This window comes from Streptomyces sp. NPDC015346, from assembly GCF_043078785.1.
Taxonomy (GTDB): domain Bacteria; phylum Actinomycetota; class Actinomycetes; order Streptomycetales; family Streptomycetaceae; genus Streptomyces.
On record NZ_JBIBTW010000005.1, the window covers coordinates 85166 to 101283 of the forward strand.

At 71.5% G+C, this 16118-nt stretch carries 14 protein-coding genes and 1 riboswitch; of the genes, 7 read left to right on the forward strand and 7 right to left on the reverse strand.

What is annotated here, in order from left to right; all coding sequences use genetic code 11:
- The first annotated feature begins 40 nt into the window (after window positions 1–40).
- On the forward strand, window positions 41–1249 hold the full coding sequence (locus ACF06X_RS19410) for a serine hydrolase domain-containing protein (protein ID WP_392288510.1): 1209 nt from the start codon (window positions 41–43) through the stop codon (window positions 1247–1249).
- On the opposite strand, the gene ACF06X_RS19415 is transcribed toward ACF06X_RS19410, so the two are convergent.
- Both ACF06X_RS19415 and ACF06X_RS19420 read right to left on the reverse strand, forming a co-directional pair.
- Complete coding sequence (locus tag ACF06X_RS19415; RefSeq protein ID WP_392288511.1) at window positions 1215–1769, reverse strand: hypothetical protein; 555 nt, start codon at window positions 1767–1769, stop codon at window positions 1215–1217. The genes ACF06X_RS19410 and ACF06X_RS19415 overlap by 35 nt on opposite strands.
- 132 nt (window positions 1770–1901) lie before the next feature.
- Window positions 1902–3341 (reverse strand): gamma-aminobutyraldehyde dehydrogenase, encoded by a 1440-nt coding sequence (locus tag ACF06X_RS19420; RefSeq protein ID WP_392288512.1) that lies wholly within the window; start codon window positions 3339–3341, stop codon window positions 1902–1904.
- Between the two features lie 193 nt (window positions 3342–3534).
- Between ACF06X_RS19420 and ACF06X_RS19425 the strand changes: the two genes are divergently transcribed.
- The 5 genes from ACF06X_RS19425 (at window position 3535) to ACF06X_RS19445 (ending at window position 8721) form a co-directional block, all read left to right on the forward strand.
- Complete coding sequence (locus ACF06X_RS19425) at window positions 3535–4026, forward strand: Lrp/AsnC family transcriptional regulator (RefSeq protein WP_356896785.1); 492 nt, start codon at window positions 3535–3537, stop codon at window positions 4024–4026.
- Window positions 4011–5390, forward strand: a complete 1380-nt coding sequence (locus ACF06X_RS19430) for an aspartate aminotransferase family protein (protein ID WP_392288513.1) — start codon at window positions 4011–4013, stop codon at window positions 5388–5390. The genes ACF06X_RS19425 and ACF06X_RS19430 overlap by 16 nt, the downstream gene beginning before the upstream one ends.
- Window positions 5391–5613: 223 nt before the next feature.
- Window positions 5614–6345 (forward strand): ABC transporter ATP-binding protein, encoded by a 732-nt coding sequence (locus ACF06X_RS19435; protein WP_392288514.1) that lies wholly within the window; start codon window positions 5614–5616, stop codon window positions 6343–6345.
- Window positions 6327–7502: a hypothetical protein gene (locus tag ACF06X_RS19440; protein ID WP_392288515.1), complete on the forward strand. Its 1176-nt coding sequence runs from the start codon at window positions 6327–6329 to the stop codon at window positions 7500–7502. The genes ACF06X_RS19435 and ACF06X_RS19440 overlap by 19 nt, the downstream gene beginning before the upstream one ends.
- Window positions 7503–7602: 100 nt before the next feature.
- On the forward strand, window positions 7603–8721 hold the full coding sequence (locus ACF06X_RS19445; RefSeq protein WP_392288516.1) for an LOG family protein: 1119 nt from the start codon (window positions 7603–7605) through the stop codon (window positions 8719–8721).
- 25 nt (window positions 8722–8746) lie between these two features.
- Here the strand turns inward: ACF06X_RS19445 and ACF06X_RS19450 are convergent, their stop codons facing one another.
- A complete protein-coding gene (locus ACF06X_RS19450; protein WP_392288517.1) occupies window positions 8747–9853 on the reverse strand; it encodes a hypothetical protein in 1107 nt (368 codons plus the stop codon).
- A 115-nt stretch (window positions 9854–9968) separates the two neighbouring features.
- On the opposite strand from ACF06X_RS19450, the gene ACF06X_RS19455 reads away from it, so the two are divergent.
- Complete coding sequence (locus ACF06X_RS19455; RefSeq protein WP_392288518.1) at window positions 9969–10910, forward strand: hypothetical protein; 942 nt, start codon at window positions 9969–9971, stop codon at window positions 10908–10910.
- 33 nt (window positions 10911–10943) lie between these two features.
- Here the strand turns inward: ACF06X_RS19455 and ACF06X_RS19460 are convergent, their stop codons facing one another.
- The 4 genes from ACF06X_RS19460 to rlmN all read right to left on the reverse strand — a co-directional run bounded on the left by ACF06X_RS19460 (window position 10944) and on the right by rlmN (window position 16040).
- Window positions 10944–11972 (reverse strand): ABC transporter ATP-binding protein, encoded by a 1029-nt coding sequence (locus tag ACF06X_RS19460; RefSeq protein WP_392288519.1) that lies wholly within the window; start codon window positions 11970–11972, stop codon window positions 10944–10946.
- Window positions 11973–13589: an ABC transporter permease gene (locus ACF06X_RS19465; protein WP_392288520.1), complete on the reverse strand. Its 1617-nt coding sequence runs from the start codon at window positions 13587–13589 to the stop codon at window positions 11973–11975. It lies immediately after the preceding gene.
- Between the two features lie 38 nt (window positions 13590–13627).
- Window positions 13628–14707: a thiamine ABC transporter substrate binding subunit gene (locus tag ACF06X_RS19470; protein WP_392289017.1), complete on the reverse strand. Its 1080-nt coding sequence runs from the start codon at window positions 14705–14707 to the stop codon at window positions 13628–13630.
- Window positions 14708–14793: 86 nt separating this feature from the next.
- Window positions 14794–14904, reverse strand: a riboswitch (TPP riboswitch).
- Window positions 14905–14933: 29 nt separating this feature from the next.
- Window positions 14934–16040, reverse strand: a complete 1107-nt coding sequence (gene rlmN / locus ACF06X_RS19475; RefSeq protein ID WP_392288521.1) for a 23S rRNA (adenine(2503)-C(2))-methyltransferase RlmN — start codon at window positions 16038–16040, stop codon at window positions 14934–14936.
- Window positions 16041–16118: the final 78 nt, after the last annotated feature.

Sequence of the window (16118 nt, forward strand, 5' to 3'; positions counted from 1 at the left end):
GAGTCGAGAACAACCGCTCACGTCACGGGAGTTGACCACCATGAAGAGCACCACCCGCGCGCTGATCGCCACCGCGCTCGTGCTGGGCGTCGCGGCGGGCACGGCGACCCTGCCGGCCTCCGCCGCCCCGCCGGCCTCGGCGTCCGCCTCGGTGTCCGCCTCGATGTCCAACCCGGCGTCCGCCTCCGTCCAGGCGCGGAACCCCGCCCTGGCGGCGGCGATCGCCGGGCTGCCGGACGGCCGGGCGACGGCCGCTCTGGTACGGGTCGGGGGCACCGAGGGCGTCTGGCGGGGCACCTCCGGCGTGCACGACCTGGAGACGGACCGCCCGGCGGATCCGGAGGGCCGCTTCCGGGCCGGCTCGGTGACCAAGGTCTTCACGGCGGCGGTCGCGCTCCAGCTGGCCGCCGAGGGCCGCCTCGACCTGGACCGCCCGGCCCGCTCGTACCTGCCGGAGCTGATCCCCGGCCGGTACGGGAAGGTCACGGTCCGTCAGCTCCTCGACCACACCCATGGCATCCCGGCCGCCGACTTCCCCGGGGACACGGTCGAGGAGTGGTACGCGCACCGGTTCGACGTCCACGACCCGCGGGAGATCGTGCGCTCGGCGACGGCGAAGGAGCCCGAGTTCGCGCCCGGCACGAAGCAGCACTACCTCAACATCGGCTACACGATCGCGGGCCTGCTGATCGAGCGCGTGACGGGCGACTCGTACGAGCACCAGGTCGCCGCGCGCGTCCTGCGGCCGCTCGGTCTGCGTGACACGTACTTCCCCGGGACCGACCCGCGCATCCGGGGCCCGCACAACCACGGCTATCAGGCGATGACGCTGGACGACGGCACGACCGGGCTGCGCGACGTGACGGTGTGGGGCGTGACGGACGGCTGGGCGGCGGGCGACATCATCTCGACCACGGCGGACCTGGAGCGTTTCACGAAGGCCCTCTTCCGGGGACGGGTGGTGCGCGGCCCGCTCCTGGAGGAGATGTTCACGCTGCCGAAGGTCGCGGACTTCCGGAGCGGCGACCCGGCGGCGTTCTCGGTGGGCCTGTCGATGAAGAGGCTGGGCGGGCGCGAGGTGTGGGGCAAGACGGGCGGCCGGTGGGGCTACAACACGGCGATCGCCTCGACCCGCGACGGCGCGCGCACCCTCGTCTACAGCGTCAACTCCACGGACGCGAAGGGCCAGGAGACGAACGAGGTCGCGCTGAGGCTCATGCTGGCGACCTACGGGACACCGTCGGCCTGAGCGCCTGCTGTGCCTCCAGCGCCTCCAGGCGCTTGATCATCCGGTGGACGACGAGCAGCGGGATCACACCGAAGACGCCGAACGACATGTCGATGACCGACCACCAGAAGGGGATGCCCCGGATCGGGCCGCAGATCAGCGCGAGCGGCACGATGCCGGCGCAGGCGATCATGCCGAACTGGATCACCCAGATGTTGCGGACCGGGTCGCGGTAGGGCCCGTAGAAGGCGACGGCGATGACGAGGTGGGCGAAGGCCAGCCAGTCGGTGCCGTAGAGGACGAAGGGGTACTGCGCGTCGGCGGCGTCCAGGCCGTCGCGGACCCGCCGGATCCACTCCATGAGGCCCGGGAAGTGGTCGGCGACCGGGGACGCCCAGGACGTCAGGGCGGCCTCGGCCAGGCGGAGTTCGGTGACGAGCGGGAAGGCGGTGAGCCCGCTGAGCACCAGGCAGACGATGAAGAGGACCAGCCAGACACGGATGCGCTTCAGGAGGGCTCTGGGCCCGTCGGTGTCGCTCATGCCCTCACCGTACGCCCCTCATGAACGCGTTCAAAAAGTGGGGGGCACCCTCGGGTGCCCCCCCCACAACGGCGCGGCCCCGGCGCCCTGTTCGACAGGGTGCCGGGGCCGCGCCGTTCGACGCTCTCGGGGCTACTGGCCCAGCGAGGTCATCACGTGCTTGATGCGCGTGTAGTCCTCGAAGCCGTACGCCGAGAGGTCCTTGCCGTAGCCGGACTTCTTGTAGCCGCCGTGCGGCATCTCGGCCACCAGCGGGATGTGGGTGTTGATCCACACACAGCCGAAGTCGAGCGCCTTGGACATCCGCATCGCGCGGCCGTGGTCCTTCGTCCAGACCGAGGAAGCGAGCGCGAACTCGACGCCGTTGGCGTACTCCAGGGCCTGCTCCTCGTCACGGAAGGACTGCACCGTGATGACCGGGCCGAAGACCTCGTTCTGGATGATCTCGTCGTCCTGCTTCAGGCCGGAGACGACGGTCGGGGCGTAGAAGTAGCCCTTGTCGCCGACCCGGTGGCCACCCGCCTCGACCTTGGCGTGCGCCGGGAGGCGCTCGATGAAGCCGCTGACCTGCTTCAGCTGGTTGGCGTTGTTCAGCGGGCCGAAGAGCACGTCCTCGTCGTCCGGCTGACCGGTCTTGGTCTCGGCGGCGGCCTTGGCGAGCGCGGAGACGAACTGGTCGTGGATCGACTCGTGGACGAGGACCCGGGTCGCGGCCGTGCAGTCCTGGCCCGCGTTGAAGAAGCCGGCCACCGAGATGTCCTCGACGGCCTTGTCGATGTCGGTGTCCTCGAAGACGACGACCGGGGCCTTGCCGCCCAGCTCCAGGTGGACGCGCTTGACGTCCTTGGCCGCCGACTCGGCGACCTGCATGCCCGCGCGTACCGAACCGGTGATGGAGGCCATCGCCGGGATCGGGTGCTCGACCATCGCGCGGCCCGTCTCGCGGTCGCCGCACAGGACGTTGAAGACGCCCTTGGGGACGATGGAGCCGATGATCTCGGCCATCAGGACGGTCGACGCGGGGGTCGTGTCCGAGGGCTTGAGGACGACCGTGTTGCCCGCGGCGAGGGCCGGGGCGAACTTCCACACGGCCATCATCATCGGGTAGTTCCACGGCGCGACCTGGGCGCAGACACCCACCGGCTCGCGGCGGATGATCGAGGTCATGCCCTCCATGTACTCGCCGGCCGAGCGGCCCTCGAGCATCCGGGCGGCACCCGCGAAGAAGCGGATCTGGTCCACCATGGGCGGGATCTCCTCGCTCGCGGTGAGAGCGACCGGCTTGCCGGTGTTCTCGACCTCGGCGGCGATCAGGTCCTCGGCGCGCTCCTCGAAGGCGTCCGCGATCTTCAGCAGGACCTTCTGGCGCTCGGCCGGCGTGGTGTCGCGCCAGGCCGGGAAGGCGGCCGCGGCGGCCGTCATCGCGGCGTCGACGTCCGCCTGGCCGGAGAGCGGAGACGTGGCGAAGACCTCGCCCGTGGCCGGGTTGACCACCTCGATGGTCCGCCCGTCGGCGGCGTCCCGGAACTCCCCGTTGATGTAGTTACGCAGCCGGCGCAGCTCGGTGGTCACTTGCCACCCCTCCTGTCGTTCAGAGTTCATTCTGTCCCGATGGGTGAGACATCCCCACAGTAGTCGCTCGGCGGACGCTTTCGACAGGCCTGGCACCCCCCAACTTCGGATTCAGTGAGATCACGAAGCGAAAACAACGAATTACATCGCTTCGGGCTTGCAAGACAGACGAGTCTCGGTGCACAGTGGGGTTGTGGCCAGTCAAAGCACGAACTCCAGGACCGGAACCGGTTCGTCCCCGACGATCGATGCCGTCTCGCTGGCGATCATCGAGCAGCTCCAGCAGGACGGTCGCCGCCCGTACGCCTCCATCGGCAAGGCCGTCGGCCTCTCCGAGGCGGCCGTGCGGCAGCGCGTCCAGAAGCTGCTCGACCAGGGCGTCATGCAGATCGTCGCCGTCACCGACCCGCTCACCGTGGGATTCCGGCGGCAGGCGATGGTCGGCATCAACGTCGAGGGTGACCTCGATCCGGTCGCCGACGCGCTGACTGCCATGGCCGAGTGCGAGTACGTGGTGATGACCGCGGGCTCGTTCGACCTGATGGTGGAGATCGTCTGCGAGGACGACGACCACCTGCTGGATGTGATCAACAAGCGCATCCGCACCCTCCCCGGCGTGCGCTCCACCGAGAGCTTCGTCTACCTCAAGCTCAAGAAGCAGACCTATATGTGGGGAACCCGATAGCCGTGAGCAAGGACCTCTCCAAGACCGCGTACGACCACCTGTGGATGCACTTCACCCGCATGTCGTCGTACGAGAACTCGCCCGTTCCCACCATCGTGCGTGGTGAGGGCACCTACATCTTCGACGACAAGGGCAAGCGCTACCTCGACGGTCTCGCGGGCCTCTTCGTGGTCAACGCCGGACACGGCCGCCAGGAGCTGGCCGAGGTCGCCTACAAGCAGGCGCAGGAGCTCGCGTTCTTCCCCGTGTGGTCGTACGCGCACCCCAAGGCCGTCGAGCTGGCCGAGCGGCTGGCGCAGTACGCCCCGGGTGACCTGAACAAGGTCTTCTTCACCACCGGTGGCGGCGAGGCCGTCGAGACCGCCTGGAAGCTCGCCAAGCAGTACTTCAAGCTGCAGGGCAAGCACACCAAGTACAAGGTCATCTCCCGCGCGGTCGCCTACCACGGCACCCCGCAGGGCGCCCTGTCGATCACCGGCCTGCCGGCCCTGAAGGCCCCCTTCGAGCCGCTGGTCCCCGGCGCGCACAAGGTGCCGAACACCAACATCTACCGCGCCCCGATCTACGGCGACGACCCCGAGGCCTTCGGCCGCTGGGCCGCCGACCAGATCGAGCAGCAGATCCTCTTCGAGGGCCCCGAGACCGTCGCGGCCGTCTTCCTGGAGCCGGTGCAGAACGCCGGTGGCTGCTTCCCGCCGCCGCCCGGGTACTTCCAGCGGGTCCGCGAGATCTGTGACCAGTACGACGTGCTCCTCGTCTCCGACGAGACGATCTGCGCCTTCGGCCGCCTCGGCACGATGTTCGCCTGTGACAAGTTCGGCTACGTGCCGGACATGATCACCTGCGCCAAGGGCATGACCTCGGGTTACTCCCCGATCGGTGCCTGCATCATCTCGGACCGCCTCGCGGAGCCGTTCTACAAGGGCGACAACACCTTCCTGCACGGCTACACCTTCGGTGGCCACCCGGTGTCGTCGGCGGTCGCGATCGCCAACCTCGACATCTTCGACAAGGAAGGCCTGAACCAGCACGTGCTGGACCAGGAGGGCAACTTCTTCGACACCCTGAAGAAGCTGCACGACCTGCCGATCGTCGGCGACGTCCGCGGCAACGGCTTCTTCTACGGCATCGAGCTCGTCAAGGACAAGGTCACCAAGGAGTCCTTCACGGACGAGGAGACCGAGCGCGTGCTCTACGGCTTCCTCTCCAAGGCGCTGTACGACAACGGTCTGTACTGCCGCGCCGACGACCGTGGGGACCCGGTCATCCAGCTGGCTCCGCCGCTGATCGCGGACCAGTCCACGTTCGACGAGATCGAGCAGATCCTCCGCGCCACCCTCACCGAGGCCTGGACGAAGCTGTAAAGATCTCCTCGCACCACGCCGCCCTCACGGCGTGACCTCCGGCCCGGGCCTGCCGCCATCCGAGTGGATGGCGGCAGCCCGGGCCGTGTGCTGTCCCTACAAGCGGATCTGAATCCTTACGGTGCCCAGACGGTGCCCAGTGACCGAAAGGCCCGTCTCTTCGTTCCCCCGTACGGGGGTACACGGGGAACCACACAGCAGATCCGACTTCGAGGTGTACGCGATGGCCCCACCGGACAACGACGTGCTCTGGGCGCGTTCTCTGCACTACTCCCTCGGGAAGTCGACCGTGCTCAGCGGCGTCTCCCTCGGCGTCCGCGAGGCCGAGATCCTCGCCCTGGTCGGGCCGCGCGGCAGCGGCAAGACCGCCCTCATGCACTGCCTCTCGGGCCAGGCGGTCGCCCAGCAGGGCGAGGTCTGGTTCAACAGCGGCCCCGTCCACACCATGACCCCGGCCCAGCGCGAGCGGCTGCGCCGTGAGCGGTTCGGCTGGATCGACCCCGAGCCCGGACTCGTACCCGAGCTGACCGCCTGGGAGAACGCGGCCCTGCCGCTGCTCCTGCGCGGGATCTCCCACCGGGCCGCGAAGACCTCCGCCATGGAGTGGCTGGAGCGGCTGGACATCGGCGCGTGCGCGCGCAAGCGCCCGCACGCCCTCACCCAGTCGCAGCGGCAGCGGATCGCCATCGCCCGGGGCCTGGTCACCACCCCGTCGGTGCTCTTCGCGGACGAGCCGACCGCCTCCCTGCACCGCGCCGACGGCGCCCAGGTGCTGCGGACCCTGATGGCCGCGGTCCGCTCGCACCGGATCACCGTGGTGCTGGCCACCCACGACACCGAGGTCGCCACCCACGCCGACCGCACGGTCGCCCTGCTCGACGGGCGGCGGGTCGGGACGACGGCGGCGCCGACGACCGGGGCGGAGGGCGTCGCCGAGTGCTCGCTCTCCGTCTAGTCCGCGGAACCCACCCCCTCGTCCTGCTGCGGCGGCTCCTGGTCGCCGCGGCGGCCGCGGGCGTCGGCTTCCTGCTGCTGTGCACGCTCGGGTACGCCGTCGGGCACCCCGCCGACGCGGCCGCCGCGTCCCTGCGCCTGCTGTGGTGCGCGATCCCGCTCGCGGCGACCGTGTACTTCGCGGTCGCCGTGGCCCGTACGGATCCCAGCATCCGCCCCCGTCCCGGGCTCTCCGCGGTCGGCCTCGGGCCGGCCCGGCTGACGGCGCTCGCCGCGGCCTCCACGGCGGTCTCCTGCACGCTCGGCTCGATGCTCGCGCTGCTGTTCTACCTGCACCTGCGCGGGGACATCACCGGGATGCCCTTCGACGGGGCGGCCGCCGAGCTGCTCGCCGCCGACCAGCCGATCCCGCTCGCCGCGGCGCTCACCCTGCTCGCGATCCTGCCGGTGGCCGCCTCCACGGCGGCCGGTCTCGCGCTGCGGCCGAGGAAGAACACCGCTGCCACGAGCGCCGACGGCGCCGAGGGGCCGGCGCCGACCGGGCTGCCGTGGGGCGTGGCGCTGGTCGCGGTCGGCCTCGCGGTGGAGACGTACGCCGGGCAGGGCGGCGAGGGCGGAACATTCCCGCTGCCCGGACGGTTCGAGGGCAGCCCCGGCGGCGTGCTCGCCGGCTGGATCCTCACGGCCGTCGGCCTCGCGATGGCGGGCCCCGGCCTCACCCACTGGTGCGGCCGGCTCCTCCAGACGGCCCGCCCGGGCGCGGTCCGGCTGCTGGCCGGCCGGGTCCTCATGGGCGAGTCCCGCCGTATCGGCCGCCCGCTCGGCGTGGTCTGCGCGGTCGTCTCGGCCGCCCTGGCGGCGGGCACCCTGTACGGATCCGGGGCGGGGGCCGGGGCCGGAGCCGGGGCCGGTGACTTCGGTCCGCTGTCGGGTCTGGGGGCGGGCCTGGTGCTCGCCTGCACGACGGCGACGCTGCTGACGGCGGCGCTCGAGTCGAAGCAGAGCCGCGCCCACACCACCGAGGCCCTCCTCCGTCTCGGCGCCCCGGCGACGGTCCTGCGCACGGCGGCACTGATGCGCGCGGGCGTCCTGCTCGCGGTGTTCCTGCCCGTGACGTGGCTCGTGGCGGAACTGGCAGCGGTCCCCCTCCGAGGCTGACACCGACGCCCGAGGCCGACGCCCGGGTCCGACACCCGCGCCCCGTCGGCGCCGTCCGTCGTGGGCGACGGTCTCGCCGGGTCCGGCCTATCGTGAGCCCATGGCCCGTCCCCCTCGTCCCCACCACCGCGAGATCCACAGCCTCGCCGAGTTCGACGCGGCCCTCGCCCAGGGCTCCCTCGTCGGCTACCGGATCCAGTCCGTGGACCTCACCGACCGCGGCGTCGAGCTGCTCTCCGTCGCCACGACCGGCGCCGTCTTCCTCGGCTGCCCGATGCGGCCCGAGGCCGCCGCCAAGGTCCGCGCCGACGGGGCCCTCGTCTTCCCGCCCGTACCGGACGTGCCGTTCGACCCGTACCGCGCCCTGCTCTACTCCCCCGAGGAACTCTTCACCGGCGTCATGCGGGAGGAGGGGTACGCGGCGACCCCCGACGCCCTCGCCTACGCCTGGTTCCAGCGGACGAAGGCCGACGGCGACGTCTTCGCCTCGATGCTCCGCTCGGTCCACGACGACGCGATCTCCGATGCCCTCGACGAACTCCTCGTCGGCCACCGGGTCGTCGGCGTCATGGGCGGCCACGCGATGGGCCGGGGCACCGACGCGTACGCGGGTGCCGCCCGGCTCGGCCGGTCGCTGGCCCGCGCCGGCCTCACCGTGGCGACGGGCGGCGGCCCCGGTGCCATGGAGGCCGCGAACCTCGGCGCCTACACCGCGCCGCTCGCCGACCCCGTCCTCGACGAGGCGCTCGAACTCCTCGCCAAGGCCCCCTCCTTCACCCCGTCCGTCACCGAGTGGGCGCGGGTGGCGTTCGAGGTGCGCGGCCGGTGGCCCGGCGGCGGCGACTCGGTCGGTGTCCCGACCTGGTTCTACGGCCACGAGCCGCCGAACGCCTTCGCCGGCCACATCGCGAAGTACTTCGCCAACGCCACCCGCGAGGACGGACTGCTCGCCCGCTGCGACGGCGGTGTCGTCTTCCTGCCCGGCGCCGCCGGGACGGTCCAGGAGATCTTCGACAACACCACGCCGAACTACTACGAGTCCCGCGGCCGCCCGACCCTCATGGTCCTGGTGAACCGCGCCCACTGGACCGAGCGCCTGCCCGCGTGGCCGCTGCTGTCGGCCCTGGCGGCGGACCGGCCGATGGCGGCCCGGATCGCCCTCGTCGAAACGGTCGAGGAGGCCCCCGAGGCGCTGCGCCGCCTGGCGAGCGCCCCGTAGAGCCCCCGTAGAGCCGTCGAGCCCGCTACAGCCGGCGCACCGCCTGCGCCTCCGCGCGCTCCACCGAGGCCCGGCCGTGCACATGCACGAGCGCCAGATGGAACAGGGCGGGGGCGACGGGCGCCCAGAGGTGGATGCGGTCGGGTCGCAGCAGGTAGCGGGCCACGTCGGCGGAGCGGAAGGGGACGTACTCGATGGTCTGGTGCTCCCAGCGGTCGGCGACTCCCCTGCTCAGCCGCGCCCGGAGCTGCTCCCCCGTCATGTCGCCGAGCCGGGCGTAGAAGTGGGCGCTCCACTGCCGTTTGTCGACGTCGAGGACGAAGGCGAGCAGGGAGAGCGTGTACTCGTGCGGCTCCAGCGACAGCTCCTCCCGCATGCCGCGGCGAGCCACGGCGTGCAGGTCGGGCGCGTTGCGGCCGGCGGAGTCGATGTGCCGGGAGAGTCCTTCGTTGACGGAGGAGCTCCACACGCCCGGTGCCATCCGGACCCGGTCGCTGCGGCGGCTGACGACGAGCAGGTGGTCGGAGGTGACCACGGCGATGTTGACCCCGAAGCTGCACTGGAGGAACGCCGGCGCGGCCAGCGGGTCCTCGGGGTCGAGGTAGCGGGAGCGGGGCGTGCTGCCGTCGGGGAGCCGGCGGTCCAGCTGCTGGGCGGCGAGGAAGGTGTAGTAGTCGGTGGGCCGCAGCCGCAGATGAACCTCGGACCGCTCGTCGAGGGCGGTCCTGGAGACCTCCAGGCTCTCCACGGCGTACCGCGGCCCGTTCCACACCGGGGCCCGCTCGCCGGTCGCCTCCACCCGGCGCTCCTCGGCCTCGATCTCGTCGCGCCAGGCCGCCATCTCCTCGGGCAGCGCGATCTCCTCGTCCAGGACCTGGACGTGGATCGATTCGGCGGCGATCGGGCGGTCCCCGTCGCCCTCGACGACGAGGGCGGAGGTGTGCAGCGGACCGAGCGAGAAGGTCGACCAGGCCAATGCCTGCCGCTCGCGGAAGGTGATGCTCCGGACCACTCCGGCCGAACGGCGTCTGATCCTGAACCAGACGTCCTGCGTCCACTGCTGGAACAGGGCGGCGAAGACCACCCCCAGGATGGCGCCGACCACTCCGTTTCCCACGTCTATTCCGCTCACGGGCAGCAGCGTAGGCCAGTTGATCAACGCGGATGTCCGGACGAGGCAACTTCGGCGCCCGATCCCACGTCTGGCAGTCGGAACACCGTCGCGTACCCGGAAACGGAGCCCTCTCGTGCTCATTGGACTGCTGACCGCCGTCGCCGCATCGATCTGTTACGGCACGGGCTCGGTGCTTCAGGCCGTCGGCTCCCGCAAGTCCGCGCGCCGTGAGGCGGCGGCGTCCGGACAGGTCACCGGGCGGGGCGGGCCCAGCCTGCAGTCCACCGCGAAGGCGGCGATGACCTGGGAGTTCGTCGTCGGCACGATCCTGGACTTCGTCGGCTTCGGGCTCGGCGCGCTGGCCGCCCGGATGCTTCCGCTCTTCCTCTCCCAGACGGTGATCAGCGCCAACCTCGTCATCACGGCGGTCCTGAGCGTCAAGCTGCTGGGGATACGGCTCACCCGCGCGGAGTGGACCTCGATCGGCGTGGTCTGCTCGGCGCTGGTGCTCCTGGCGAGCGCGGCGGGCCCGGAGGGCAGTGGGCACACCCCGATCGCCACGCACTGGTGGCTGCTCGCGATCTCGCTGCTGCTGATGGTGGGCGGCACCGTCCTCGTACGGTTCCTGGGCGCCCGGGCGGCGATCCTGGCGGGTCTGCTGTCGGGGCTCGGCTTCGGCGCGCTCGGCGTCGGGGTCCGGGTGCTGAACGGCATCGACCCGTTCGACCTGCGCGCGCTGCTCGCGGACCCGGCGCTGTACGCGATCCTGGTGGCCGGGATCGGCGGGATGTATCTGCACACGGTCGCGCTGCAGATCGGCTCGGTGAACGGGGCGACGGCGGCGCTCGTGGTCGGCGAGACCGTGCTGCCGGGCATGATCGGCGTGTGGTGGCTGGGCGACGCGTCCCGTCCGGGGTTCGCCTGGCTCGCGGTGACCGGCTTCGTCCTGGCGGTCGCGGGAGCGGTGGCGGTGGCGTGGTTCGGCGCGCCGGAGGGCGAGACGGTCGCGGAGACACCGGTGACGCCCGAGCCGGAGCCTGAGAAGCCCGAGCCCGTGCCCGTACGCGTCCCGTAGGACGCGCGGCCGGCCCAGGGCCGACGCCGGTGGTCAGCCCCGCTCGTCCGGCAGGACCACGACCTCGGCGGCGTCGAACGTCACTCCCACCTCGTCGCCCTCGTCCGGCGCGTCCCGGAGCGTGCACTCGGCCTCCAGGAGCGGGCCTTCGACGGGCCGGAGGAGGACGGCGACGTGGCTGCCGCGGAACGTACGGGCCTCGACGACGCAGGGCAGCCCGTCCTCGGGGGCGCCCAGGAGCACTCCGGCCGGGCGGACGAGGATCTTCCCCTCGCCCCGCGCCGAGCCCTCGGGGACCGGGATCTTCCCCCAGACGGTGTCGGCGGCGGCGCCGTCGACGGTCGCCGGTACGACGTTGTCGAAGCCGAGGAAGCGCGCGACGAACTCCGACGCCGGCCGCTGCCAGACCTCCAGCGGGGTTCCCGACTGGGCGATCCGGCCGTCCCGCATGACCACCACCCGGTCGGCGAGTGCGAACGCCTCGCCCTGGTCGTGGGTGACGGCCAGCACGGTCGTGCCAAGCCGCCCGAACAGCTGCCGCAGTTCGACCACGAGCCGCTCCCGCAGCCCCCGGTCGAGCTGACCGAGCGGCTCGTCCAGCATCAGCAGCCGGGGCCTAGGGGCCAGCGCCCGGGCCAGCGCGACCCGCTGCTGTTCGCCGCCGGAGAGGGAGGCCACGGCCCGGCGCCCGGCCCCCGGCAGCCCGACGAGGTCGAGCAGCTCCGCGATCCGCGCACTCTGCTCGGCCCGGCCGACGCCGTGCATCCGCAGCCCGAAGGCGACGTTGCCGCCCACGTCCCGCTGCGGGAAGAGCTGATGGTCCTGGAACATCAGCCCGACCTCCCGCCGGTGCACGGGTACGCCCGCCTGGTCGGCGCCGCCGAGCAGCACCCGGCCGCCGTCCAGGGCCTGCAGCCCGGCGACGGCCCGCAGCAGCGTGGACTTCCCGCTGCCGCTCGGTCCGAGCACACACACGATCTCGTGCTCGGCGACCTCCAGGTCCACCGCGTCCAGGGCGGCGCGCTCACCGAACCGTACGGTCGCGTCCTCGATCGTCAGCATCTACAGCTCCCCCGAGGTCCGGTCGGTGCGGAGCCGTTCGAGGAGCAGCAGGGACACCGCGCACACCACCATCAGAATCGTCGAAAGGGCCATGGCCTGGCCGTAGTTGAGCTCGCCGGGCCGTCCGAGGAGGCGGGCCACGGCGACCGGCAGGGTCGGGTTGTCGGGCCGGGCGATGAAGACGGTCGCGCCGAACTCGCCGAGCGAGACGGCGAAGGCGAACCCGGCCGCGATGAGCAGGGCCCGCCGGACGAGCGGCAGGTCGACCTCCCGCCAGGCCCGCAGCGGCGAGGCACCGAGGACGGCCGCCGCCTCCCGCAGCCGTTCGTCGACGGCCCGCAGCACGGGCAGCATCGTCCGTACGACGAAGGGGACGCCGACCAGCGCCTGGGCGAGGGGCACGAGGATCCAGCTGGCCCGGAGGTCGAGCGGCGGCTCGTCGAGCGTGATGAGGAAACCGAAGCCGACGGTGACGGCGGAGACCCCGAGCGGCAGCATGAGGAGCGCGTCGAAGCCGCGTACCAGCCGCCCGGCCCGCCGGGTGAGGGCCGCGGCGGCCAGTCCGCCGATGGAGAGGGCGAGGGCGGTGGCGACGAGGGCGTACTGGAGCGAGTTGCCGATCGTGTCGGCGAGGGGCACGAGGAAGGTGCCGGAGGGGTCCACGGACCGCAGGGCCCGGTAGTAGGCGAGCCCGTATCCCTCGGAGGTGGCGAAGGAGCGCTCGACGAGGACGCCGAGCGGCAGCAGGATCAGCAGCGCGACGGAGAGCAGGACGGCTCCGAACAGCGTCCACTGGCCCGCTCCCCGGGGGCGGTGCGCGGTCTGTTCGGGCGCGACGAGTTTCAGCGCGCTCTCGCGCCGGCGCACCGTCCGGGCGTGCACGGCGAGGATCAGGCCGACGGCGGTGAACTGCACGAGGGTGAGCACGGCGGCCGTCGTCAGGTCGAAGCGGTCGACCGTCTGCCGGTAGATCTCGGTCTCCAGGGTGGAGTACGCCGGCCCGCCGAGGATCTGGACGACGGCGAAGGAGCCGGCGGTGAAGAGGAAGACCATCAGCGCCGCGGCGGCGACGGCCGGGGCGAGCGCGGGCAGGGTCACGGTCCGCCAGGCGGTCCAGCGGGAGGCGCCGAGGACGCGGGCGGCCTCCTCCTGGCGGGGGTCGAGCTGGGCCCAGAGTCCGCCGACCGTACGGACGACGACGGCGTAGTTGAAGAAGACGTGGGCGAGGAGGATCGCCCAGACGGTGGTGTCGAGGCGGACGCCCCACAGCTCGTCGAGGAGCCCGCCGCGGCCGACGAGCGCGAGGAAGGCGGTGCCGACCATGACGGTCGGCATGACGAACGGGACGGTGACGACCGCGCGCAGCAGTCCCTTGCCGGGGAAGTCGAGGCGCGCGAAGACGTACGCGCCGGGGAGTGCGACCAGCAGCGTCAGCGCGGTCGAGGCGAGCGCCTGCCAGAGCGTGAACCACAGGACGTCGAGGATCTCCGGCCGGGTCAGCGTCTCGCCGAACCGGCCGAACCGCCAGGCGCCGTCGTCCGTCCTCAGCCCGCGCTCGACGATCGAGACGACGGGCCAGGCGAAGAAGACGGCGAAGAACGCGACGGGCACGACCATGAGGCCGAGCCGCGCCGCGCTTCCCCTGACGTCGCGCCCTACTTCAGAACGAGGGACGACCACTGCTGGATCCACTGGTCACGCTTCTCGGCGATCTTCGCGGGTGCCATGGTCTGCGGCTTGTCGACGACGACACCGTGCTTCGTGAAGAGCTCGGGCAGGGTGGCGTCCTTGACGACCGGGTTGACGAACATCTGCAGCGGCATGTCGTCCTGGAACTTCTTGGAGATCAGGAAGTCGATCAGCTTCTTGCCGCCCTCGGGGTTCTTGGCCCCGTTCAGCAGGCCCGCGAACTCGGTCTGCCGGAAGCAGGTGCCGGTGGAGACGCCGGTGGGGGCCTCCTTGGGCTGCGGCTCGGCGTAGAGGACCTCGACCGGCGGGCTGGAGGCGTACGACACGACCAGCGGCCGGTCCCCCTTGGCCTTCTTGCCGCCGGCGGAGCCGGAGAACTCCTGGTTGTAGGCGAGCTCCCAGCTGTCGACGGTCTTCACGCCGTTGGCCTTGAGCTTCTTCCAGTAGTCCACCCAGCCGTCGTCGCCGTACCGGGCGGCGGTGCCGAGGAGGAAGCCGAGGCCCGGGGAGGACCGCTCGGGGTTCTCCACCACGAGCAGGTTCTTGTACTCCGGCTTCGCCAGGTCGTCGAAGGTCTGCGGGGGCGAGAGCTTCTTGTCGGCGAAGTACTTCTTGTCGTAGTTGACGCAGATGTCGCCGGAGTCGACCGGGGTGACCCGGTGCTCCTTGTCGAGCCGCAGCTCGGCGGGGACCCGGTCCAGGCCCTTCGCCTCGTACGGGACGAAGATCCCGTTGTCGAGGGCGCGGGAGAGCAGGGTGTTGTCGACGCCGAAGAAGACGTCGCCCTGCGGGGAGCCCTTGGTGAGGATCTCCTTGTTGACGGCCTCGCCGGCGTCGCCGCTCTTGAGGACCTTGACCGTGAGGCCGGTCTGCGCCGTGAACTCCGCGAGCACCTCCTTGGAGGCGTTGAAGGAGTCGTGGCTGACGAGGGTCACGGTCTTCGGCGCGGGCTCGCCGGACTTACCGGCCGCGTCCCTGATCTCCTCGGTACCGCAGGCGGCGAGGGTGGTGACGCCCAGCGCGGCGGCTACGCCCACGGCGGCCATCTTCTTGGTGCTCACTGAAATTCCTCCTGGGTGTGACCAGGAAGAGACGCGGCCCTGCCCACCCGGGGGTGGGCAGGGCGCAACAGCTCGAGTAGCGACCGAACTTCCTACCCAGAATGACCTGGGCGAGGTTCAGAGGGTCTGCGGTCCTACGGTGACCGCACTCTCAGCGCTGTGGCGCTCCCCTGTCGGAATATGGAGATGTGTTCGAGCTCAGAGTACAAGGTCAGCGTTCGGAGGCCGCCAGCTGTCCACAGGCACCGTCGATCTCCTGACCACGGGTGTCACGGACGGTGACCGGCACGCCGTGGGAGGCGATGGCCTCGACGAAGGCCTTCTCGTCCTCGGGCCGGGAGGCGGTCCACTTCGAGCCCGGGGTCGGGTTCAGCGGGATCAGGTTCACGTGCACGCGCTTGCCCTTGAGCAGCCGCCCGAGGAGGTCGCCGCGCCAGGCCTGGTCGTTGATGTCCCGGATGAGGGCGTACTCGATGGAGATCCGGCGGCCGGACTTCTCCGCGTACTCCCAAGCGGCGTCGAGGACCTCGCGGACCTTCCAGCGCGTGTTGACGGGCACGAGGGTGTCGCGCAGTTCGTCGTCGGGCGCGTGCAGCGAGACGGCGAGACGGCACTTGAAGCCCTCGTCGGCGAAGCGGAGCATCGCGGGCACGAGGCCGACGGTGGAGACGGTGATGCCGCGCTGGGAGAGGCCGAGTCCGTCGGGCTCGGGGTCGGTGAGCCGTCGGATGGCGCCGACCACGCGCTTGTAGTTGGCGAGCGGCTCGCCCATGCCCATGAAGACGATGTTGGACAGCCGCGCCGGCCCACCGGGCACCTCGCCGTCGCGCAGCGCGCGCATGCCGTCGACGATCTGGTGCACGATCTCGGCGGTCGACAGGTTCCGGTCGAGCCCGGCCTGGCCGGTGGCGCAGAACGGGCAGTTCATCCCGCAGCCGGCCTGCGAGGAGATGCACATGGTCACCCGGTCCGGGTAGCGCATGAGCACGGACTCGACGAGCGTGCCGTCGTGCAGCCGCCACAGGGTCTTACGGGTGGTGTCGTCGTCGCACGAGATGTGCCGGACCACGGACATCAGGTCCGGCAGCAGCTCGCTCCGCAGCTTCTCGCGGGAGCCCGCGGGGATGTCGGTCCACTCGGCGGGGTCGTGGGCGTACCGCGCGAAGTAGTGCGTGGACAGCTGCTTGGCGCGGAACGGCTTCTCGCCGATCGCGGCGACGGCCTCCTTGCGCTCGGCGGGCGTGAGGTCGGCGATGTGCCGCGGCGGCTTCTTGGCTCCGCGGGGCGCGACGAAAGTGAGTTCTCCGGGCTTGGGCATGGTGCTACCAGTGTCGCAGACGCGCGCGCGTGGACCGGATCCGAAGAGATCCGGCCGCAGGGAGCCCGGCCGCGGGGA